This is a genomic window from Flavobacterium sp. GNP011, assembly GCF_056428925.1.
Genome location: NZ_JBWJVJ010000019.1, coordinates 60,517 through 83,254, shown reverse-complemented (window position 1 = coordinate 83,254; position 22,738 = coordinate 60,517). Strand labels below are relative to the sequence as shown.

General features: G+C 33.3%; 16 protein-coding genes. 9 read left to right on the top strand and 7 right to left on the bottom strand.

Translation table 11 applies throughout. The annotated features are described in order from the left end of the window. The 3 genes from AC061E_RS14215 to AC061E_RS14205 all read left to right on the top strand — a co-directional run. A partial coding sequence (locus AC061E_RS14215; protein WP_478286836.1) for an NADPH cytochrome P450 oxidoreductase family protein occupies positions 1 to 1,582 on the top strand: 1,582 nt, incomplete at its 5' end. A 168-nt stretch (positions 1,583 to 1,750) separates the two neighbouring features. Continuing rightward, positions 1,751 to 2,758, top strand: coding sequence for an FAD:protein FMN transferase (locus tag AC061E_RS14210; protein ID WP_478286835.1), 1,008 nt, complete (start codon positions 1,751 to 1,753; stop codon positions 2,756 to 2,758). Positions 2,759 to 3,100: 342 nt separating this feature from the next. Continuing rightward, positions 3,101 to 5,440, top strand: coding sequence for a TonB-dependent siderophore receptor (locus AC061E_RS14205; protein WP_478286834.1), 2,340 nt, complete (start codon positions 3,101 to 3,103; stop codon positions 5,438 to 5,440). Between the two features lie 94 nt (positions 5,441 to 5,534). Here the strand turns inward: AC061E_RS14205 and AC061E_RS14200 are convergent, their stop codons facing one another. Continuing rightward, positions 5,535 to 5,912 carry a hypothetical protein gene (locus AC061E_RS14200; RefSeq protein WP_478286833.1) on the bottom strand — a complete coding sequence of 126 codons (378 nt, stop codon included), beginning with the start codon at positions 5,910 to 5,912 and terminating at the stop codon, positions 5,535 to 5,537. Positions 5,913 to 6,135: 223 nt separating this feature from the next. Next, positions 6,136 to 8,769: a valine--tRNA ligase gene (locus tag AC061E_RS14195; protein WP_478286832.1), complete on the bottom strand. Its 2,634-nt coding sequence runs from the start codon at positions 8,767 to 8,769 to the stop codon at positions 6,136 to 6,138. Positions 8,770 to 8,952: 183 nt separating this feature from the next. On the opposite strand from AC061E_RS14195, the gene AC061E_RS14190 reads away from it, so the two are divergent. After that, entirely contained in the window at positions 8,953 to 9,339 is a 387-nt protein-coding gene (locus tag AC061E_RS14190) for a DUF1573 domain-containing protein (protein WP_478286831.1), read from the top strand. Positions 9,340 to 9,363: 24 nt separating this feature from the next. On the opposite strand, the gene AC061E_RS14185 is transcribed toward AC061E_RS14190, so the two are convergent. Next, the gene (locus AC061E_RS14185) at positions 9,364 to 10,695 is read right to left on the bottom strand and encodes a retropepsin-like aspartic protease (RefSeq protein ID WP_478286830.1); all 1,332 of its coding nucleotides are present in this window, start codon (positions 10,693 to 10,695) and stop codon (positions 9,364 to 9,366) included. Positions 10,696 to 10,822: 127 nt separating this feature from the next. On the opposite strand from AC061E_RS14185, the gene AC061E_RS14180 reads away from it, so the two are divergent. The 5 genes from AC061E_RS14180 (at position 10,823) to lgt (ending at position 15,738) form a co-directional block, all read left to right on the top strand. Continuing rightward, complete coding sequence (locus AC061E_RS14180; protein WP_478286829.1) at positions 10,823 to 12,016, top strand: pyridoxal phosphate-dependent aminotransferase; 1,194 nt, start codon at positions 10,823 to 10,825, stop codon at positions 12,014 to 12,016. A 193-nt stretch (positions 12,017 to 12,209) separates the two neighbouring features. Next, a complete protein-coding gene (gene folE, locus AC061E_RS14175) occupies positions 12,210 to 12,881 on the top strand; it encodes a GTP cyclohydrolase I FolE (RefSeq protein ID WP_086454614.1) in 672 nt (223 codons plus the stop codon). 137 nt (positions 12,882 to 13,018) lie between these two features. Beyond that, positions 13,019 to 14,500 carry a cysteine--tRNA ligase gene (cysS, locus tag AC061E_RS14170; protein WP_478286828.1) on the top strand — a complete coding sequence of 494 codons (1,482 nt, stop codon included), beginning with the start codon at positions 13,019 to 13,021 and terminating at the stop codon, positions 14,498 to 14,500. A gap of 23 nt (positions 14,501 to 14,523) precedes the next feature. Next, a complete protein-coding gene (gene yidD / locus AC061E_RS14165) occupies positions 14,524 to 14,766 on the top strand; it encodes a membrane protein insertion efficiency factor YidD (protein ID WP_478286827.1) in 243 nt (80 codons plus the stop codon). Between the two features lie 54 nt (positions 14,767 to 14,820). Beyond that, positions 14,821 to 15,738 (top strand): prolipoprotein diacylglyceryl transferase, encoded by a 918-nt coding sequence (lgt, locus tag AC061E_RS14160; protein ID WP_478286826.1) that lies wholly within the window; start codon positions 14,821 to 14,823, stop codon positions 15,736 to 15,738. 43 nt (positions 15,739 to 15,781) lie between these two features. Here lgt and AC061E_RS14155 read toward each other — a convergent pair whose 3' ends face one another. The 4 genes from AC061E_RS14155 to gyrB form a co-directional block, all read right to left on the bottom strand. Then, on the bottom strand, positions 15,782 to 16,378 hold the full coding sequence (locus AC061E_RS14155) for an acyloxyacyl hydrolase (RefSeq protein WP_478286825.1): 597 nt from the start codon (positions 16,376 to 16,378) through the stop codon (positions 15,782 to 15,784). 129 nt (positions 16,379 to 16,507) lie between these two features. After that, positions 16,508 to 19,477, bottom strand: coding sequence for a protein translocase subunit SecDF (gene secDF, locus AC061E_RS14150; protein ID WP_478286824.1), 2,970 nt, complete (start codon positions 19,475 to 19,477; stop codon positions 16,508 to 16,510). A gap of 230 nt (positions 19,478 to 19,707) precedes the next feature. Then, entirely contained in the window at positions 19,708 to 20,640 is a 933-nt protein-coding gene (gene mdh, locus AC061E_RS14145) for a malate dehydrogenase (protein WP_478286823.1), read from the bottom strand. A gap of 71 nt (positions 20,641 to 20,711) precedes the next feature. Continuing rightward, on the bottom strand, positions 20,712 to 22,655 hold the full coding sequence (gene gyrB, locus AC061E_RS14140; protein WP_158727714.1) for a DNA topoisomerase (ATP-hydrolyzing) subunit B: 1,944 nt from the start codon (positions 22,653 to 22,655) through the stop codon (positions 20,712 to 20,714). Between the last annotated feature and the right edge of the window lie 83 nt (positions 22,656 to 22,738).

The following is a 22,738-nucleotide window of genomic DNA, read 5'->3' as shown; positions in this document are numbered from 1 at the left end:
TTCTACTGAAACAGAAACTAAAAATACAACTACTATAACCCATACTCCAACAAAAAAAACAGCTCAATCGTTTTTTAAAAACACCTTACTGAGCGATATTCAAAAAATAGAATTCCCGTTTTCTGATGATCCTGAGGAAAATTATATTATAACTTTAGGTGACAAAGAAATTGAAGTAAATCAATTAACTGGAGCGGTAGTGAGAGAAACACCTTTTCCATTACAAACACGTATTTCTAGCTGGAGTCTTAATTTACACACAGGCAGAACTAGTGTTTTATGGGCATTAATACTGGGTTTTGCAAGTATCAACATATTGTTTTTTATCTATTCTGGGTTTGCCATGACACTCAAACGTAGATCAAGCAGAATAAAAAACAAATTCAAAAAAGACGAAAGTAACATCATTATTTTAGTAGGATCAGAGAATGGTAGCACACTCGTTTTTGCAAATGCGATTCAAAAACAACTTATTGCGGCAGGAAATAAAGTCTTTATAACGGAACTCAACTCATATCAAACCTATCCTCAAGCAGAACATATATTGGTTTTTACTGCAACGCATGGCTTAGGTGATGCACCTGCAAATGCCACTAAGTTTACTTCACTAATCAATCAAAACAGTCAAAACCAAAAGATAAATTTTTCAGTATTGGGTTTTGGATCTCGTGCTTATCCTGACTTTTGTGAATTTGCCTCTACAGTTGATAGTATTTTAGAGGAGCAAGATTGGGCTTTACGATTACTCGATTTACAAACTGTTAATGACAAATCAGTTGCTGAGTTTATAGAGTGGGTACGCTTGTGGAATGCCAAAACGGGAATCCTGCTGGCTACTACTCCATCTTTATACAATGCAGTACCAAAAGGACTTAAAAAACTTGTTGTACTTGATAAAACAGAAGTCACTCCTACAGACCAAACTTTTATTATGAATCTAGGATATGCCAAAAGAAACAAAATAAAATCAGGTGATTTACTTGCCATTTATCCTGCAAACGACAATCAAGAACGACTGTACTCAATAGGTAAACTACAAGACACTATGCAACTTGTAGTAAAATTACATCCGCATGGTTTGGGTTCTCGTTATTTGTATAACTTAAAAAAAGGAGATGTTTTTGAGGGCAGAATATTAAGTAATCCGTCATTTTATTTTCCTGAGCAAGCTACAAAAATTGCAATGATCTCAAATGGAACAGGAATTGCTCCGTTTTTAGGAATGATAGATCAAAATAAAACAAAAGTTCCTACCTATATATACTGTGGTTTTAGGAAAAAAACTGAAACCGTAAAAGGATATGAAGATTTCTTAACTAAAATGATAGAAAAAAAGAAATTAAACGAGTTTCATTTAGCACTATCTCGTGAAGAAAATTCTCTTTATATAATGGATTTAATTCAGCGTGATGCTTCCTTTTTTATAGATTTACTAGGTTCTGGCGGAGTAATCATGATTTGCGGTTCACTAGCCATGCAGCAAGATGTAGAGCGTGTTTTAGATACTATTTCTCTTGAGTATACCGGAGTTGGCATTGACTTGTACAAAAATAAAAATCAAATTCTGTCTGACTGCTATTAAAAAAAATACCTTACTGTACGCATGTTTTTGCGTGAGTGATGGCAGTGGAGCTCTTTATAGGAAAGCCTTTTTCGGGGCTTTTCTATAAAAGCGGGAACGAACAGCACGACCCTCAGTTTCGTCCTTTGGAAAGAAACTGAGGGTCACGCCCTAAAAAATTAATAAGTAATGATTCCATTTCGTTTATTTTTATTTCTAGTAACCTTCTTATTAGGCCAAAACCTGGAGGCACAAGTTCTTAAAAAGAGAACCACATTATTGATGGGTGGTCGTTTTGACATTTCTATAGTGGCTCAAGATACTACAACAGCTGTGCAAAGTATTGATGAAGTTGTTGCTGAAATTACAAGAATAGAAAATTTGATTTCAGACTGGAAGCCTACATCGCAGGTGTCAGCAGTGAATCAAAATGCGGGTATAAAAGCTGTAAAAGTTGATCGTGAAGTTTTTGAACTTACACAAAGAGCCATTCAATTATCAAAAGAAACACAAGGTAGGTTTGACATCAGTTTTGCAGCGATGGATCGAATTTGGAAATTCGATGGATCCATGACCGAAATGCCTACAGAAGAAGCTATTCAAAAATCAGTAGAAAAGGTGGGTTATGAAAATATCCTTTTAGACAGTTTAGAGTCTACCATTTACCTCAAAGTAAAAGGGATGAAAATAGGTTTTGGCGCCTTAGGCGAAGGATACGCAACCGATAAATGCCGAACCATAATGAAATCTAAAGGCATAATTGCTGGCATCATTAATGGATCTGGAGATATGAGTTTGTGGGGAAAACAGCCCAATGGAGAATCTTGGAAAATAGGTGTTACAAATCCATTTAAACCCGAAAAAGTCATGACTATTATCCCTATTTATGACGGTGCTATTACAACCTCTGGAAGTTATGAAAAATTTGTACTTCTTGATGGCAAACGCTATTCTCATATTATAAACCCTTTGACGGGATACCCTGCAACGGGATTGTGTAGCGTAACAATTATAGGTCCAAATGCTGAAACGGCTAATGGATTAAGTACCTCTATAATGGTCCTTGGTCAAAAGGAAGGATTACAGCTGTTAAAAAAATATCCGGACTATTCGGGGATTTTGATATTAGATACCGGAAAAACGGTTAAGACGAGCAATTTTAAAAAAATGAAAAAGAATTCATTTTTACAATTTTAGTAATACAGACATCTCGTTTTATGATTTTGGAAAATAAACTCATTAATACGCTCTCGAAAATCACTTTTGCAGATTGCCTTACCTCTTATTTTTAAGAAGCGTCATTTAGAAGTCAAATCTTGTCGTTTTTGAAACCTTTTTTTACCATTTCAAGGGCGTAATTAAGACCCAAAAAGTTAAGTTAGACTTTTATTCGCTAAAAAAACTATTTTAATTCACTACAAATCAATGCACTAAATTTTTATTAGTATTTTATTAATATTTAATCTAAATAAGCTTTGTAATTTAAAAGATGGGTTTTATATTTGCAAAGTTATTTTTAATTATTCTAAATAAATACAAATGAAATATATATTTTTACCCGTAGCTGCTTTTTTTATGAGTCTTTCTAGTTTTTCACAAACTGGATTAAACACCAAAGAGACCAAAGAAATTGAAGCTTACATGGAAACAGCAGTAGACACAGTAAAAAATAAAAAAGGACAAATATTAAAAGAAGTTGTGGTTTCAAGCAATAAAGAGAAAAAAACAATATCTGCTTTGCGTTCTGGTTTAAAACCAATGGATACTCCACAAAGTTTACAAGTAATAGGATCTGAAATTATTGGTCAACAGCAATCTATTAGGTTGAGTGATGTTATAAAAAATGCTAACGGTATTTATGTGGGTTCCGCAAGAGGTGGCGCACAGGAATCATTCTTCTCAAGAGGTTATGACATGTCAGGTAACAATATGTTTAAAAATGGGTTTAGATACAACGGGGGTTCTATTCCTGAGGTTTCTGGTTTAGAAAAAGTAGAATTTTTAAAAGGTGGATCGGCTTTATTATATGGAAATGTGGCTCCAGGAGGTATTTTGAACTTGGTAACAAAAACTCCAAAGTTTACAGCTGGAGGCGAATTATCCATGCAAATGGGAAGTTTTTCGTATTACAAACCATCTATTGATTTTTATGGCCCTTTGAGTAAGAGCATTGCTTATCGTGTAAATGCTTCTTACGAAAAATCAGAAAGTTTTAGAGACTTTGTAAAAAACGATAGAGTTTATATTAATCCTTCGTTATTATTCCATGTTTCTGACAAAACTCAAATAACCGTACAAGGTGATTATTTAAACGCTGATTGGACACCAGATTTTGGAACTGGAATTGTTGGAAAAGAAATACTCAATACTCCCCGAAACATAAATTTTGGAGCCTTATGGTCAAGAGGAAATACAAAATCTTCCAGTGCATCTATTCTTGTAAATCATGCTATTAATGACGATTGGAAATTAGGTTTTAACACTTCTTTTCAATCTTATAACAGAACACAAAAATCAACAGCACAACTATCCAATTTAGTATATAGCACAGCTAATGGTGTAAAACAAATAAACTGGAGAAGGGGATTAACACAAGCTGATGCTGCAGAAAAGATTTTTGCAGATCAATTAAGTTTACAAGGAACATTTACAACTGGTAAAATAAAACACGAGATATTTACAGGTGTTGACTACGAAGACTCTTCGGCACCTAGTTATACTTTTGGTTTTTTTGCCCCAACAAGGCCAGCCGATCTTGTGACTACAGAAACAACAGCCATAAACTTGTTAAACTACAGTTACAACACACAAAGTCTTGATGTGCCATTTTCTAGCAGAGTAACTCAACTTGCAACTACAAGTACACAGCGTTTTGGAGTATTTACACAGGATTTAATTTCAATAAATGATTACCTTAAAGTTCTTGCTGGGATTAGATGGTCATGGCAGCAAAATGATGCTACTACAACAAGAGAAGTAATTGAACGTATCAATAATGTCAATACAATAACAACAACTTATGAAAATGCAAGACCTGTAACTTCTAGTAAAACAGTTAACAGAGCATTTTCTCCAAAAGCTGGTTTAGTTTTTCAACCCAATAAAGAGGTTTCTTTTTTTGCAAGTTATTCCAACTCATTTACCCCAAATACAGGAACAACTGTGGATTTAAAACCACTTGATCCTTCAATTATTGATCAATACGAAGTAGGTGTTAAAAAAGATTTTTGGAAAGGAATTTTAAGCACAAACATTACTGTATATCAAATAGAAAACAATAATCTTGCACAAACAGCTCAATTTGGTGCAGACGGTGTTACCCCAAATGTAGATACTAATAGACGCGAGTTAGTAGGAGCAACTAAAGGAAAGGGATTAGAAATTGATATTATTGCTAAACCTATAGAAGGATTGAACATTAATGCTGGATATAGTTTTAATGAAACTAAGATTTCAAAATCATCTGGTACCAGTGGTAGTTTTGTAGTAGGTGATTTATTTGTGAGAACTCCAAAAAATACGGCAAACTTAAGTTTCTTTTACAAAGTACCTTCTGGAAAATTAAAGGGATTCACGATAGGTGCAATGGGTAATTATATAGGAAATCGTTTAGGAGGATGGAACGACAGATACGTTTGGACAGAGGTTACTCCTGCTACAACCCCAAAAACATACACAGTAAGAATTGAGGACCGAGACATCCCGTTAAAAGGTTATACAACTGTGGATGCATCTCTTGGCTACGAATGGAATAAAATTTCACTTTTATGTAAACTTTCTAACCTAACAAATGAATTGAATTATACGGTACACGAAAATTACAGTACAAATCCTATTGCTCCAAGGCAAGTAATGGCTATTTTAAAGTATAAATTGTAATTCTGAATCTTTATTTAATACTTTAACTGGATAAAAAAACACCTCCAAAGCAATAGCTTTGGAGGTGTTTTTTTTTTTATTTAATTGCTCTAGCTTATCCCATCTCTATACCTATACTGTCTAAAACATTTAGTAAGGAAACGCTATAATCTGGTTCATATTTCTCAGTACCACTTTGGTACCATTCTGCAATAATTCCAAGCTGATAAGAAGTATATCCTGAATCATCTATGTGTAATCCTAATAATCCCGCAATTAAAAAGTCTTCTAAAACTTTTTCGGTAACAATTCTACTAGGAATACCGTCTCTTATAAAACCATTCATTCGCTCATAATCTGACCTTCCTGCATTAAATCCTGCAATACAAGCATCGTTTTGCATGTTGCTATTGTATTCTAAAAAAGGATTTAGTCCAATAGCGTATCCTTTATTATAATCTTGCTTATAAGCAATACTAAATATTTTTCTCATGTATTTGTAAATGTGGTATTTATACAATTATCCTTCAAAATTACACACAAAAAACAGCAACTCAATTTAATATCGATTAAAGGATAAAATACTCTTTAAATAGCAGCCAGCATGTCTTTCATCGATGTTTTACAAGTATTTTAATTTAAAAATAATACTTAAAATAAAAAACCCATTTCAATTTGTCATTGAAATGGGTTTGAAATAAATAAAAATTAAAAATTTATTGAAGTCCTGCTAAACTGTGCTCAATGGTTTCGATTTTTGATAGAGCATCTGCTTCTTTCTTGCGCTCGTTTTCAATTACCTCCGGTTTAGCATTGGCAACAAACTTTTCATTTGACAATTTTACTTGAACTGATTTCAAGAAACCTTTAATGTAGTTGAGTTCCTCTGTTAATTTTGCAATTTCGGCAGCTACATCAATATTTCCAGTGATTGGAATAAAATATTCGTTAGAATTCACACGGAAAGAAAGCGCTCCCTCTACTTTATCTGATACGTATTCTAAGTTTTTTATGTTTCCTAATTTAACAATAACACTGTCAAAATAAGTTGACGCATTTTCATTGTTTACGACTCTAAAGTCAATAGCATCCTTAAATGGTATGTTTTTATCTTTACGAATTGTTCTAATTCCTGAAATTACTTCTATAGTAGATTCGAAACTTGTAATTAATTGTGAATCAAAAGATGTTAATTCTGGCCAAGTCGAAATTATTAAAGCTTCATCAGCCGTTCTCTCTGCTATTAAATGCCAAATTTCCTCGGTTAAGAAAGGCATAAAAGGATGCAATAATTTAAGGTTGTTTTCAAGCATTTCAATCGCTTTCGCAAAAGTTACGCTGTCAATTGGTTGCTGATATGCTGGTTTAATCATTTCTAAAAACCAAGAACAGAAGTCATCCCAAACCAATTTATAAATAGCCATTAAGGCATCAGAAATTCTGTATTTCTCAAAATTATCTTCAATGTCTACTAATGTTTGTTGCAATTTTGCTTGATACCATTCGATTGCCACTTTTGATGAATCGGGTTGCTCAATTGTATCTGAAACTTCCCAACCTTTTATAAGTTTAAATGCATTCCAAATTTTATTGGTAAACGCTTTTCCTTGGTTACACAATTCTTCATCAAACATGATATCATTTCCTGCAGATGCGCTCAAAAGCAATCCCACGCGAACTCCATCAGCACCAAATTTTTCAATTAATTCTAAAGGTTCAGGAGAATTTCCTAAAGATTTAGACATTTTTCGGCGCTGCTTATCTCTTACTAAACCTGTTAAATATACATTTGTAAAAGGTTTTTGTCCTGTATATTCATATCCTGCAATGATCATTCTGGCTACCCAGAAAAATAAAATATCTGGACCTGTAACCAAATCATTCGTTGGATAATAATATTTAAAATCTTCACTTTCAGGATCCATAATTCCTCCAAAAACAGACATTGGCCACAGCCAAGAAGAAAACCAAGTGTCTAATGCATCCACATCCTGACGAAGGTCAGAGGTTAGAAGTGATAGGTTTGAAGTTTTGGTTTGTGCTAATTTTAAGGCGTCTTCAATGTTTTCCGCAACTACAAAATCTTCCTTCCCATCACCATAGAAATACGCAGGAATTTGTTGTCCCCACCACAATTGACGCGAAATATTCCAATCGCGGATATTATTTAACCAATGCGCATACGTATTATTGAAACGAGCTGGATGCAACTTTACATCACCATCCTCAAGCACTGATTTGATAGCTGGTTTTACTAAATCTTCCATTTTTAAGAACCACTGATCAGACAATCGTGGTTCGATAACGGCTTTGGTTCTTTCAGAAGTTCCTACTTTATTAAGATGCATTTCTGTTTTTGCTAAAGCACCTATTGTTTGCAATTCTATAGCAATAGCCTCACGAACCGCAAAACGATCTAGCCCTTGATAGTGTAATCCAAAACTATTTAAGGTTGCGTCCTCATTAAAAATATCTATAATCTCCAGATTGTGCTTTTCTCCCAAGGTTTTGTCATTCATATCGTGAGCAGGAGTCACTTTTAAACAACCTGTTCCAAATTCGATATCAACATACTCATCTTCAATAATTGGGATTACTCTGCCTGCAATAGGCACGATAGCTTTTTTTCCTTTCAAATGAGCAAACCGTTCATCGTTCGGGTTGATACAAATTGCCGTGTCTCCAAAAATAGTTTCTGGACGGGTTGTTGCAATAGTTAGAAAATCTTCTGTCCCCTCAATTTTATATTTAAGAAAAAAGAGTTTACCTTGTTGTTCCTCATAAATAACTTCCTCATCAGACAGTGTAGTCTTAGCTTCAGGATCCCAGTTTACCATTCGATATCCACGATAAATCAAACCCTTGTTGTATAAATCAACAAAAGATTTAATTACTGAGGCTGACATATCAGGATCCATAGTAAATTTAGTTCTTTCCCAATCACATGAAGCACCAAGCTTTTTTAATTGATCAAGAATTACTCCGCCATATTTATCTGTCCATTCCCAGGCATGAGCTAAGAATTCCTCACGAGTCAAATCATTTTTATTGATACCTTCTGCTTTCAACTTGGCTACAACCTTCGCTTCTGTTGCTATAGATGCGTGATCAGTACCAGGAACCCAGCACGCATTAAAACCTTTTAAACGAGCTCTTCTAATCAATACATCTTGTATGGTATTGTTAAGCATGTGACCCATGTGCAAAACTCCAGTAACGTTTGGAGGTGGTATTACTATAGTGTAAGGTGTTCTACGATCTGGTTCTGAGTGAAAATAATTATTTTTCATCCAGTAGTCATACCACTTATTTTCAATGGTTTTAGCGTCAAATTGTGCAGGAATTGTCATTTTATTTAAAGTTTTAAGACAGTTGAACATTCCAAAAAATGCAGCTGTAGTCTTTGGTCTGATATTTGTATTTATATATAGTGAACAAAAGTAAATAATTAAGTAGACTATAAAAAGAGAAATAAAATTTTGTTCTATAATTATAAACACGGTATATTTACTTAACCGAATCAAACAACTACAATGAAAAAAACTATTACACTATTGACATTAATTTTGTTTTCAAGTATTAGCTTTGCCCAAAACGGACCAAAAATTGATTTTGAAGCTCCTGATAATACAATTGACTACGGAAAAGTTAAAAATACTGAAAATGGAGTTCGGGATTTTATTTTTACAAATACAGGAAACGCTCCATTACTTATTACAAATGTTTTGTCTACGTGCGGATGTACCGTTCCAACAAAACCAAACGAGCCAATAATGCCAGGAAAAACTGGAAAAATAAGTGTAAAATACAACATGGCTCCAGGTCCAATTAGAAAAACAATAACTGTTGAATCTAACGCCATCAATTATGATGGAGGTAGAATTGCTCTAAAAATAAAAGGCGAAGTCATTACAAACTAATTCTTTATTTCTCTGGATGATAAACTACAAAATGTCATCCAGTTTAAATTGAAATTTTAGGGGTATATTATTACGCTTTACATCTAGAGAAATCCACTTATTATCATCAGCTTTAAACAAAGCTCTAATCTCTTGTAGTGTCATTTCATAAGGATTGAGTCTATTAATCTTCACAACTATATCACCACTTTTTAAACCTGATTTTGCAGCAGCTGAATTTTTTCTTACATGTGATATTTGAAAAATTGGTTTTAACTGAAACTTGTATTTAAAATCATTGGGATAAAATGTTACTCCTCCTCTACTTTTACTATAACTCAAACTTGAAGATACACTTTCCATTTTTACTGTTTCTTGTACCCATACAAGACCGTAATGCTCTATCTCTATGCCGCTTTTATTGTAAGTAAATGAGCTTTTAAAATTACTATTTTTTTTCAAAAAAAGTTCTTGTTTCTTATAATCAAAAACCACTTTAAATCTACGCATAATTTCACCTCCCACCGATCCCATTCTGCCAGGAACCATTTCAACATTTTTAATAGACACACTATCGGGAAAGGCAGCTAATGGACTATCAAAATGAAAAGATCCCAGCTCAAAACGAGTTATTCTAGCTCTTTTCCCTTCAATGTCTCCACTAAAACCCCTTCCTAGAAAGTCATCAAAATTTTTAGAGGGAATTTGCAAATCATTTCTATTGTTATTAAACAACCATAACGCATCACTGTTACCTATATCAATTAATAACTTAACAGGAATGAAACTAGTATCAATACTTACATTACTATATATGTAAGGTTTAGATTTTTCTACTATAATGGGTAAAACAGTTGCTTTTTTAGATACCCTTAGTCTATTCTTTTCATCATCCTTATAAACAATAATTTTCTTATGCTGGTAATCAATTTCTATCAGATTATTTCTGAAAAACTGATAACCTATAATTCCATTTACTGGAATACCCACATGAGAAGAAAAATTAAATTCTGGATCTAAAACAATATACAACAAATGATTTCTATTAATTATATGACCAAAGGCTAGTGTATTGTTAGTTGATTTTAATCCTTCTACAGATCTTTGACTTCCCAAACCTCTTAAGGTTATTTTCTCTGTATTTAGAAAACGGAACTCTTTTTTTTCTTCCAGACTAAAAAGAATGGTTTCGGCAACACCTGTGTCCAATAAAAAATTAAGCTCAACACCGTTTACTTTTATGGGTACAAAAACTAAATTATTAATCAACTGAAAAGGAACAACCGTTTTAGTCGCTTTACCTTGAAACTGAAAACCATCTTGAGAATAAATAGGAAAAATTACACTCAGTAAGAAGAAAAGTAGAATTGCTTTCATTATTTATATTTGTCATAAAAATAATAAATAAAAAGTTAAAAAATGAAGATTTAACAATTGATAAACCTTTTTATTGCATTTACTTTCGAAAAAAAATCGCAATTTTGTGCATCAATAATTCAAAATTATGCCAACTATATCGAACAAAGGCAAACAAATGCCTGAATCACCAATACGTAAATTGGTACCATTCTCTGAAATTGCAAAAAAGAAAGGCCATAAAGTATACCACTTAAACATTGGACAACCGGACATAAAAACTCCTGAAGTTGCAATGCAGGCTGTAAAAAATATTGACTTAACCATCTTAGAATACAGTCATTCTGCTGGAAATGAATCGTATCGTAAAAAATTATCGAATTATTACACGCAGCAAGGTATTGATGTATCTACAGAAAATATCATCATTACCACTGGAGGTTCTGAGGCATTGCTATTTGCAATGGGAAGCACAATGGATCAAGGGGATGAAATTATTATTCCTGAACCTTTTTATGCTAATTACAATGGTTTTTCAACTGCTTCAGGTGTTACCGTTGTTCCAGTAATATCAACAATCGAAAACGGTTTTGCATTACCTGCAGTAGCCGATTTTGAAAAATTAATTACCCCAAAGACCAAAGCAATCTTAATTTGTAACCCTGGAAATCCAACAGGGTATTTATACTCAAAAGAAGAAATTTTGCAACTGGCAGAACTTGTAAAAAAGCATGATTTATTCTTAATATCTGATGAAGTTTATCGTGAATTTACTTATGATGGCGATATACATTATTCTGTAATGAGTATTCCTGGACTAGAAGAGCATGCTATAATGATTGATTCTGTATCAAAACGTTACAGCATGTGTGGCGCAAGAATAGGTTGTATCACATCAAAAAATAAAGAAGTGATGGCAGCGGCTATGAAATTTGCACAAGCACGTTTGAGTCCGCCTACCATAGAACAAATTGCTAGCGAAGCAGCTTTAGACACGCCTCAGTCTTATTTTGATGAAGTTATATCAGAATATAGAGAAAGACGAGATACCTTAATTGAAGAATTAAACAAAATTGATGGTGTTGTTATCAGCAAGCCAAAAGGTGCTTTTTATTGTATCGCTCAATTACCTATTGATAATGCAGATGCTTTTGCACAATGGCTTTTAGAAAGCTTTGACTTAAATGGTGAAACTGTTATGGTAGCTCCAGCTGCTGGCTTTTACTCTTCTCCAGGAATGGGTTTAAACCAAGTACGTATAGCGTATGTGTTAAAAAAAGAAGATCTAATAAAAGCTGTTGCCATTTTAAAAGCTGCAATTCCAGCTTACAACACGTTATAAAAACAATTTTTATCCATAAAAAGAAAGGCAAATCTACTGTAGTTTTGCCTTTCTTTTTTTTAGAATAAAACGGTAAAAAACAACATGCAAAGCCATAAAGTACTCTTAAATAGTAAGCGCCATTGAAAAACTTTGTTATTTATTATTATCTTTACCGCTTGAATAAATATACCCACTATAATAGTTTCTTTTAATGATAAAAAACGAAGAATTTCAAGACGAAATAGGTGACAATCACGTGAGTTTGTCCGCAAATAATCCAATTAGAAAAGATGCATTTGACATCTCTGATGATGATAAAATTGAAAAAATAAAAAAAGATGTTGAAAACATTCTACTAACCCTAGGAATGGATTTAACAGATGATAGTCTTAAAGGAACCCCAAATAGAGTAGCAAAAATGTTTGTTAAAGAAATTTTTGGTGGATTAAATCCTAATAGAAAACCAAAAGCATCAACATTTGACAACAATTACAAATATGGAGAAATGTTGGTGGAGAAGAATATTATCGTGTATTCTACTTGTGAACATCATTTATTGCCTATAATAGGCAGAGCTCATGTAGCGTATATTTCAAACGGAACTGTTATTGGTTTATCCAAAATGAATCGTATCGTAGAATATTATGCTAAAAGACCTCAAGTTCAAGAGCGTTTAACCATGCAAATTGTTCAAGAATTACAAATAGCGCTTGGGACTGAAGATGTAGCTTGTGTGATAGATGCAAAACACTTATGCGTTAACTCAAGAGGAATAAGCGATATTGAAAGCAGCACCGTAACATCTGAGTTTGGCGGAAAATTCAAAGACACTGTAACCAGAAGAGAGTTTTTAGATTACATTAAATTAGAAACAAAGTTCTAGTCTAAATCCCATATTATCAAAAAAAATTCGAAAAGTTGATCTTTTCAAATAGTAAAAGATAAAAAAAATACAATAACACATTCACAACTCAACTCCCCTTTTTATAGGGGATTTGTTGAGTAAAATATACAGCCAAAATGCCATTATACAGTAACCAAAAACTCAGAATTTACAATTCATTATCTGGAGAAAAGGAACTTTTTGAACCTATAATTGAGGGAAATGTAGGCATGTACGTTTGTGGACCTACAGTTTACAGCAATGTTCATTTAGGAAACGTAAGAACATTCATGTCATTTGATATGATTTTTAGGTATTTTTTACATCTTGATTATAAAGTGCGCTACGTTCGAAACATTACCGATGTTGGTCATATTGTAGACGATGTAGATGAAGGAGAAGATAAAATTGCAAAAAAAGCGCGTCTGGAACAATTAGAACCTATGGAGGTAGTACAACGCTATACCGTAGATTTTCATGATATTTTAAGTGCTTTCAATTTTTTACCTCCAAGTATTGAACCTACTGCAACAGGTCATATCATTGAACAAATTGAAATTGTAAAAAAAATTATCGCATCAGGAATAGGCTATGAAGCAAATGGATCTGTTTATTTTGATGTTGTTAAGTTTAACGAAACCAATCATTACGGAAAATTAAGCGGTCGAAACATTGAAGACATGCTTGCCAATACACGTGATCTTGATGGGCAAAGTGACAAAAGAAATCCTCAAGATTTTGCACTTTGGAAAAAAGCAGAAACACAACATATCATGCGCTGGCCTTCACCATGGAGTGATGGTTTCCCAGGATGGCATTTAGAGTGTACTGCCATGAGCACTAAATATTTAGGCAATCATTTTGACATTCACGGTGGCGGGATGGATTTAAAATTTCCACATCACGAATGTGAAATTGCACAAAATGAAGCTTGCACAGGACAAACTCCTGTGAACTACTGGATGCACGCGAATATGCTAACTCTAAATGGTAAAAAAATGGCAAAGTCTACCGGTAACAATATTTTACCACGAGAGATTTTGACCGGTGAAAACACCATCTTAAGTAAGGCATTTTCAGCATCTGTGGCACGTTTTTTTATGCTACAAGCACATTACAGAAGTATTCTTGATTTTTCTGATGATGCAATTGTAGCAGCTGAAAAAGGGTTTAAAAGACTTATGGAAGCGATGAATTCATTATCTGAAATTCCTGTTTCAAATGAAAGTACGCTAGACATTGCTTCCTGGAGACAATCATGTTACGATGCTATGAACGATGATTTTAATACACCTATATTAATTGCTCAACTATTTGATGGTGTTCGATTCATAAATCTTTTAAAAGACAACAAAGAAACACTTAATCAAGAGGAATTACAGATTTTTACAGTAACAATGCAGGGTTTTGTATTTGATGTTTTAGGATTAGAAGATGAAAAACTTTCGGATACCACTAAAAATAAATTAGAAGGTACAGTAAACATGCTTATTGAAATGAGAAAACAAGCAAGAGAGAATAAAAACTTTGCTTTGTCTGATCAAATTAGAGATCAATTAATTGCACTTGGAATTCAATTAAAAGACGGTAAAGAGGGAACTACGTTTAGCATTAACTAGTTTATAAATGACAAGCAAAAAACATGATCAAAAAAATATTAATTTTTCCGCTTGTATTTTTAGTACGGTTTTATCAAGTCGCAATTTCTCCATTTACACCAGCAGCATGCCGTTTTGAACCTACTTGTTCTCATTATATGATTGAATCTTTGCAAGTACATGGTTTATTTTACGGAACTTTTCTTGGTGTAAAACGTATTTTGAGCTGTCAACCTTGGGGAAAAACAGGATATGATCCAGTTCCCAAAAAAACAACAAAGAGTTAATATCTTCTCTTATAATAATCACTAATTTTACGATACAAAATTAAAAAAAAACACATGAAACACGCATTAAACTTAGTTTGGAACCCATCAGAAGGAATTGATTTAGGTTTTTTCATGATTAGATTTTACAGTTTAATGTTTGTTGTAGCCTTTGGTTTAGGCTGGTATATCATGAAACACATTTTTGATAGAGAAGGAGAATCTATTGAAAAACTAGATTCTTTATTCATTTGGACTGTCCTTGCTACCTTAGCAGGAGCTCGTTTAGGCCATGTATTTTTTTACGATTGGGAATATTATCGCAACCATTTAGCAGAAATTTTATTGCCGTTTCGTTTTAGTCCAAGTTTTGAGTTTACAGGTTACCAAGGATTAGCCAGTCATGGAGCAGCAATTTCAATTATTATTGCCATGTATTTTTACAGCAAAAATATTTTAAAAAGACCTCAATTATGGATTTTAGATCGCGTTGTTATTCCGGTTGCTAGTGGTGCAATTTTTGTACGTTTAGGAAACTTTTTTAACTCCGAAATTATTGGAAACGTTACTACTTCACCTTTTGGAATCAAGTTTTTAAGAGATCAATTTAGCCCACAAGATGCTGTTAATGCAACACAAATTTCAAATCCAAACTATGCCTACTATGCTATTGCAAATGACCCAAATTTTGCAACACTACTAGAACAAGTACCGGTTAAACATCCTACTCAGTTATATGAAGCTTTTGCCTATATCTTTGTATTTGCTGCATTATTTTTCTTGTATTGGAAAACTGAAAAAAGAAATAATAGTGGATATATATTCGGGATGTTCTTAGTCCTTTTATTTACAGTTCGATTCATCGTTGAATCTGTTAAGGAAAGCCAAGGAGGATTTGAAAATGCACTCGGATTATTTTCAACAGGACAATGGCTTAGTATACCCTTTGTACTAATAGGATTGTATTTTGTTATCAGAGCCAAAAAAAATTAGACAAACATTTTTAATATACAAAAAGCGTTAATTCAATATAGATTTAACGCTTTTTTTTTGGAGTATACAGAATTCCAAATTCAATGTTTTTAGTATTGAAACCCGCATTACTATTTTGCAAACCTGCATTAGAAGTATGCCTAAAATTAGGTCTTACATCCAGTATAAACTGGCCCATTTTATAGTTAAAACCCAAAGCTAAAACATCTGCAAAAGCAAAACCTTTTGATAATCGCTCTGTTGCAGTATCAATATACATTGGACCTGCACTTCCCAGCATATACAAATTAGATCTCTTTGAAAAAGAAAAACGCATCAACAATCCTACATTCAGAACGTATTCATTACAGGTCTTTAATTTCGTATACTTTTCTCTTTTTTCAATATAATTTTCCTCTTCAGGTTTAACAAAGTAGAGATTTAAAAGTTGATGTACACCTCTATTATACTCAGGTTGCAAAACCAAATCATAGCTAAATCTTTTAGCCTTTTTAAAGGTGGTCAAAAACTGCAACTTAAAATATTGATTTGAATAGGTATAATTTCTATTTTTAAACTCACTACCATATCCTATGGAAAAACCAATTTTTGTATCATCCTGAATCTCCTGAGCATTACTCACAAAGGAAAAAGCAATCATCCAATAGATTATAATAAAAAACAAATACGATTTCATGCAAAGAGATTAAATATTAAGGTACAATAATAACAAAAAAAGGTTCAACTTACGTTGAACCTTTTTTTTTAATAGCAATACTACTATAAATTATTATGCAGCATGTTCTTTTTCAATTGTGCTTTTATCCTCTTTAGTAAAAGTATCTACTACAACTGGAGTAGCAATAAATAAAGATGAATATGTACCCACAATAATACCTACTAACATTGCAAAAATAAATCCTCTGATCGACTCACCTCCAAAAAGGAACATAGTCAATAATACTAAAATCATTGTCAATGAAGTATTTAATGTTCTTGATAAAGTAGTGTTAATCGATGCATTTACAATACTCTCAAAACTTCCTTTTCTTTTTCCTAAAATAAACTCTCTAATTCTGTCAAATACAATTACTGTATCATTCATTGAATACCCAATTACAGTAAGAATAGCAGCAATAAAGTGTTGGTCCATTTCCATGTGGAAAGGCATGAATTTATAACATAAAGAGTAAATTCCTAATACAAATATAACGTCATGCGCTACCGCTGCAATCGCACCTAATGAATACTGCCACTTACGGAAAGAGATCATAAGGTATAAAAAGATAACTGCAAGAGCACCTAAAACAGCCCAGTAAGAATTTGTTTTGATGTCCTCGGAGATAGAAGCACCAACTTTAGAAGCTTGTAATACTCCAACTTTTTTACCATCAAAAGTATTGGTAAATTTATCATAAGATGTGTTTGGAAAATACTTAGCTAATGCATTGTATAATTTTTCATTCACCTCTTTATCTACTGCAATACCATCTTCTTTAATTTTATACTTAGTAGTGATTTTCAATTGATCATCATCCCCTAGAACTTTAGCTTCTACTGGAGTACCAAATGCAGTAGATAATTCTTCTGAAACTACAGAAGCATCTATTGGTTTTTCAAATTTAACTTGAAAAGTTCTACCTCCCACAAAATCAACTCCTTGATCTAAACCATTAACAAAGAAAATAGAAATCAAACTTACAACTACAACAACTGAAGAGAAGATGTAAGTAAATTTTTTGATTTTGATAAAGTCATAGTTAAAGTTTGTAAACCAATTTTTAGTCATATTGGTACAGAACGTTAAATCAGCTTTTCCAGCGATATTTTTATCAATAAAAATTCTTGCTATAAAAATTGATGTAAATAATGAAGTTGCTATACCTATAAGTAATGTTAATGCAAAACCTTTAATTGGACCTGTCCCAAAAATAAACAAGATCGCACCAGTTAATACGTGTGTAACGTTTGCATCAATGATAGAACGCATTGCACCATGCCATCCGTAGGCCGAAGATACAGCCTCTGATAAAGATTTACCATCACGTAATTCCTCTTTAGCCCTTTCGTATATAATGATGTTCGCATCTACCGCTGTACCCAAAGTCAATACAATACCTGCAATACCTGGTAATGTTAATACAAAACCAAAACTTGCCATAATACCGAACAAAAACAATAAGTTTAATAACAAGGCTAAGTTAGCATACCAACCTGCTTTTCCGTAATAAAAAACCATCCAGAAACAAACTAGTAAAAAACCAATGATTGATGATGTCAATCCAGCATCAATAGAAGCCTGACCTAATGAAGGACCTACTACAGTTGACTGAATAATATCAGCAGAAGCTGGTAATTTACCCGCATTAAGTACGTTAGCTAAATCCTTAGTTTCTGTTACGTCAAATGCACCAGAAATTTCAGATCTTCCACCAGAAATAGGTCCACTAGTTACTCCTGGAGCAGAATACACTACATTATCTAAAACAATGGCTATATTACTTTTCTGAGTAAATGCTCTACCTGTTAATTCTTCCCAACCTTTAGCACCTTGTGAATTCATTTGCATTGAAACAGCAGGTTTTCCTAACTGATCAAAAGTATCTTTTGCATCTGTTACAACAGCGCCAACCATTGCTGGGTTGTTATCTCTGTTACCGCGTAAAGCGTATAATTCTACTACTTCAATTTGCTTTTGCTTATCATCAGTAATATTAAGAGGTTTACCCCAAACAAATTTAGCGTAAGTCAATGTAGCAGGTAATAAAATTTTTATATCCTGTCTTTTAAAATACGCATTAATAGTAGCAGTATCTTTAGGAGAAAACAAACCTAAAACCGGCCCGCCTCCTTGACTTACTATTTTATCAAACAAAGGATTTTGTCCTTTTTTTGCAGCTGTTGAATCTTTTGTATCAGTTAATAACGCGCTCAATGAATCTTTTACAACTGGCTTTACAACATTTGTTTTGATTTCAGTTTTTTTCAATGCTTCATTAGCAGCCATTAAGAAATTACCAACTTCTTCAATTTTGTACGTTTCCCAAAATTCAAGTTGTGCTTTACCTCCTAATAATTTTTTAATTCTATCAACATCCTTAGCACCAGGAAGTTCCACAAGAATTCTTCCTGTTTCTCCTAATTTTTGAATGTTAGGTTGCGTTACTCCAAATTTGTCAATACGCTCTCTTAGTACTTTAAAAGCACTTTCAATAGATTCGTCTACTTTTCTCTTGATAACTTTTTGAACCTCAGCGTCAGTCATTTGAAAACTAACACCACCTTCACCTTGTAAAGATCTGTTTGCAAAAATATCAGGAGAAGCAAGTTTTACAGTTCCTTTTGAATTAGCATCAAAAGCCTCGTAAAATTTATCTAAATATGTTTTGTTTCCTTCAAAATTAGCCGAAGCATCAGCTAGCGACTTATTAAAAACTGGATTTTTAGAGTTGTTTGATAAACCTCTCAAAACATCTTTGATAGAAATTTGAAGAATTACGTTAATTCCTCCTTCTAAGTCAAGACCTTTGTTGATTTGTTTGTTTTTTACTTCATCATAAGTAAAATCAGTAAATCCAAGGTTTAATATTTTTTCTTTACCAATAGAATCTAAATATTTCAACTCTTTATCAGGATTATCTCCTGCAAAAACTTTAGCATCACTTTTGATGTTATTGGCCAAAAAAGTGAAAGAAAGTTGGTAAATACTTACCAATGCAAATAGAATTGCGAAAAATTTAATAAGTCCTTTATTCTGCATTATTACTAAAAATTAATTATTTTATATTATAATTTCAACTTAAGCATTGAAAATCAGTTTTTTAATTATTACAAACAAGAAAAAAAAATAGATTTTGTACCGTAGTATTTTTTTTAAACCGAGCAAATATATAATTAAGGTTATGATTAACCAATTTATTTATTGATTAATATCAAGAAAAAGACTGCTATGCAACTAGCAGTCTTTGAATTCCTATACATTTGGTATTTCTATAAAATGTCCTTTAAGGCATCGTTCATTTGTCGCACAGCATCAGCGCTTTTGGCAAACAAAGCCTTTTCAGAATCATTTAATTCAATATTCAGAATTTCTTCTACACCATTTTTACCAATGATACACGGTACACCGATACAAATATCTTCTTGACCATACTCACCTTCAACAAACACAGAACACGCAATCATTTTCTTTTGATCGTTCAAAATACTATCTACTAAAAAAGCAACAGAAGCTCCTGGAGCATACCAAGCTGAAGTACCGAGTAAACCTGTCAGTGTAGCACCACCCACCATAGTATCGGCAGCTACTTTTTGCAACTCTTCTTCTGATAAAAATTGAGATACGGGTATCCCATTATAAGAAGCCAATCGTGTTAAAGGAATCATTGTTGTATCTCCATGACCACCAATAACCATTGCTGAAATATCATTTGCTGGCTTGTCTAACGCTAGAGACAAATACGTTCTAAAGCGAGAACTATCTAAAGCCCCACCCATTCCTATAATTCTATTTTTTGGCAATCCTGTAGATTTCAATGCCAAATAAGTCATTGTATCCATAGGATTTGAAACTACAACTATTATGGTTTCCGGAGAATGTTTCAATACATTTTCAGCAACCGTTTTCACAATTCCTGCATTTATACCTATTAACTCCTCGCGTGTCATACCTGGTTTTCTTGGTATTCCAGATGTAATTACCACTACATCACTTCCAGCAGTTTTTGCATAATCATTTGTAACGCCAGACACTTTGGTATTAAAACCTGTATTTGTTGCACATTGCATAATATCGAGCGCTTTACCTTCGGCAAAACCTTCTTTTATGTCCAACAAAACTACTTCGCTAGCAATTCCTCTATAAGAAATCACATCAGCACATGTCGCACCTACATTTCCTGCACCTACAATGGTAACTTTCATATTATTAAGTTTATTCGGTTAATTGTTATTTTGGTTATTTAATGTTTATTGGTTTCTATTGTATTTTAAAATTAAGCATCAATATTAGCATATACTGCATTTTTCTCTATAAATTCTCTTCTTGGAGGAACCTCATCACCCATTAACATAGAAAAAACTCTATCTGCTTCGGCTAAACTGTCAATAGTTACCTGACGTAATGTTCTAAAATTAGGGTCCATTGTAGTTTCCCACAATTGCTCTGCATTCATCTCCCCAAGACCTTTATAACGTTGAATTCCGGCGCTTCCGCCCATTCTTTCATTCGCCTGATCGCGTTGTACATCGTTCCAAGCATATTCCTTTTTATTTCCTTTTTTAACTAAATATAAAGGTGGTGCTGCAATGTATACGTGACCTTCCTCTATTAACTCTTTCATAAAACGGAAGAAAAACGTTAAGATTAGCGTAGAAATGTGACTACCATCGACATCGGCATCACACATAATAATTACTTTGTGGTAACGTAACTTTGATATATTTAATGCTTTACTGTCTTCTTCGGTTCCAATTGTAACACCAAGTGCTGTAAAAATGTTTCGGATCTCTTCGTTTTCAAAAACTTTGTGATGCATTGCTTTTTCTACGTTCAAAATTTTACCACGTAATGGCAAAATTGCTTGAAATGCACGATCACGTCCTTGTTTGGCGGTTCCACCTGCCGAATCTCCCTCGACAAGATATACTTCACATTTTGCAGGATCTTGCTCAGAACAGTCAGAAAGTTTACCTGGCAATCCGCCTCCACCCATTACAGTTTTACGCTGTACCATTTCACGTGCTTTTTTAGCTGCGTGACGGGCTTGAGCGGCAAGTATTACTTTTTGAACTATAATTCGAGCATCATTTGGATTTTCTTCCAAATAATTTTCAATCATTTCACTTACTGCTTGACTCACTGGAGAAACTACTTCTCTGTTTCCAAGTTTCGTTTTAGTCTGCCCCTCAAACTGTGGTTCAGCAACCTTGACAGATATAATAGCCGTAAGACCTTCGCGGAAATCATCCCCAGAAATATCAAACTTTAATTTATCTAACATTCCAGATGCATCAGCATATTTCTTCAAAGATCGAGTTAGACCCGTTCTAAAACCTTGCAGGTGTGTTCCTCCCTCATGCGTGTTGATATTATTTACGTATGAAAAAATGTTTTCGGTATAACTGGTGTTATAGATCAAAGCTACTTCCACTGGAATTTCTCCCTTTTCGTGATCCATTGAGATTACATGTGCAATAATAGGTTCTCTGTTACCATCTAAATAACGGATATATTCTTTTAAACCCTCATCTGAATGAAAAACCTCAGAAACAAAATTCCCATCTTTATCTAATTCTCTTTTATCAGTAAAAGTGATTGTAATTCCTTTATTCAAGAAAGACAATTCACGCATACGTGCCGAAAGTGTATCATAAGAATACTCAATAGTTTGAGTAAAAATAGTTGGGTCTGGGTAAAAAGTTACGATGGTACCTCTCTTTGTCGTTTCACCAATTTGTTTTACCGGATATAATGCTTTCCCTTTTTCATATTCTTGTTCATAAATCTTACCGTCACTGCTATGAACAGTGGCTCTTAAATGGTTTGATAATGCATTTACTACAGATACACCCACACCGTGTAAACCTCCAGATACTTTATAAGAATCTTTATCGAATTTTCCTCCTGCACCAATTTTTGTCATTACAACTTCAAGCGCAGAAACCCCTTCTTTTTTGTGAATACCAACAGGAATTCCACGACCATTATCTTCAACAGAAATCGAACCATCTTCGTTGATATCTACCCTAATGGTATCGCAATGGCCACCCATAGCCTCATCAATAGAGTTATCTACTACTTCATATACCAAGTGGTGTAAACCTCTTACACCTACATCACCTATATACATTGATGGACGCATCCTTACGTGCTCCATTCCTTCTAATGCTTGAATACTATCCGCTGAATAATTGTCCTTCTTGATTTCTTCGCTCATATCTTTATTCTAAAAATGTAATTTTTGTATAACACGCAAATATATAAAAACGCAAATTATATTACCGTTAAAATCAGTTTTAA

Bases quoted from the DNA above. Each gene is read 5' to 3' on its own strand.
- secDF (WP_478286824.1), bottom strand. From the start codon at position 19,477: ATGCAGAATAAAGGACTTATTAAATTTTTCGCAATTCTATTTGCATTG.
- AC061E_RS14205 (WP_478286834.1), top strand. From the start codon at position 3,101: ATGAAATATATATTTTTACCCGTAGCTGCTTTTTTTATGAGTCTTTCT.
- mdh (WP_478286823.1), bottom strand. From the start codon at position 20,640: ATGAAAGTTACCATTGTAGGTGCAGGAAATGTAGGTGCGACATGTGCT.
- AC061E_RS14195 (WP_478286832.1), bottom strand. From the start codon at position 8,769: ATGACAATTCCTGCACAATTTGACGCTAAAACCATTGAAAATAAGTGG.
- lgt (WP_478286826.1), top strand. From the start codon at position 14,821: ATGAAACACGCATTAAACTTAGTTTGGAACCCATCAGAAGGAATTGAT.
- AC061E_RS14190 (WP_478286831.1), top strand. From the start codon at position 8,953: ATGAAAAAAACTATTACACTATTGACATTAATTTTGTTTTCAAGTATT.
- gyrB (WP_158727714.1), bottom strand. From the start codon at position 22,655: ATGAGCGAAGAAATCAAGAAGGACAATTATTCAGCGGATAGTATTCAA.
- AC061E_RS14180 (WP_478286829.1), top strand. From the start codon at position 10,823: ATGCCAACTATATCGAACAAAGGCAAACAAATGCCTGAATCACCAATA.
- folE (WP_086454614.1), top strand. From the start codon at position 12,210: ATGATAAAAAACGAAGAATTTCAAGACGAAATAGGTGACAATCACGTG.
- AC061E_RS14185 (WP_478286830.1), bottom strand. From the start codon at position 10,695: ATGAAAGCAATTCTACTTTTCTTCTTACTGAGTGTAATTTTTCCTATT.
- AC061E_RS14155 (WP_478286825.1), bottom strand. From the start codon at position 16,378: ATGATTGCTTTTTCCTTTGTGAGTAATGCTCAGGAGATTCAGGATGAT.
- AC061E_RS14200 (WP_478286833.1), bottom strand. From the start codon at position 5,912: ATGAGAAAAATATTTAGTATTGCTTATAAGCAAGATTATAATAAAGGA.
- yidD (WP_478286827.1), top strand. From the start codon at position 14,524: ATGATCAAAAAAATATTAATTTTTCCGCTTGTATTTTTAGTACGGTTT.
- AC061E_RS14210 (WP_478286835.1), top strand. From the start codon at position 1,751: ATGATTCCATTTCGTTTATTTTTATTTCTAGTAACCTTCTTATTAGGC.
- cysS (WP_478286828.1), top strand. From the start codon at position 13,019: ATGCCATTATACAGTAACCAAAAACTCAGAATTTACAATTCATTATCT.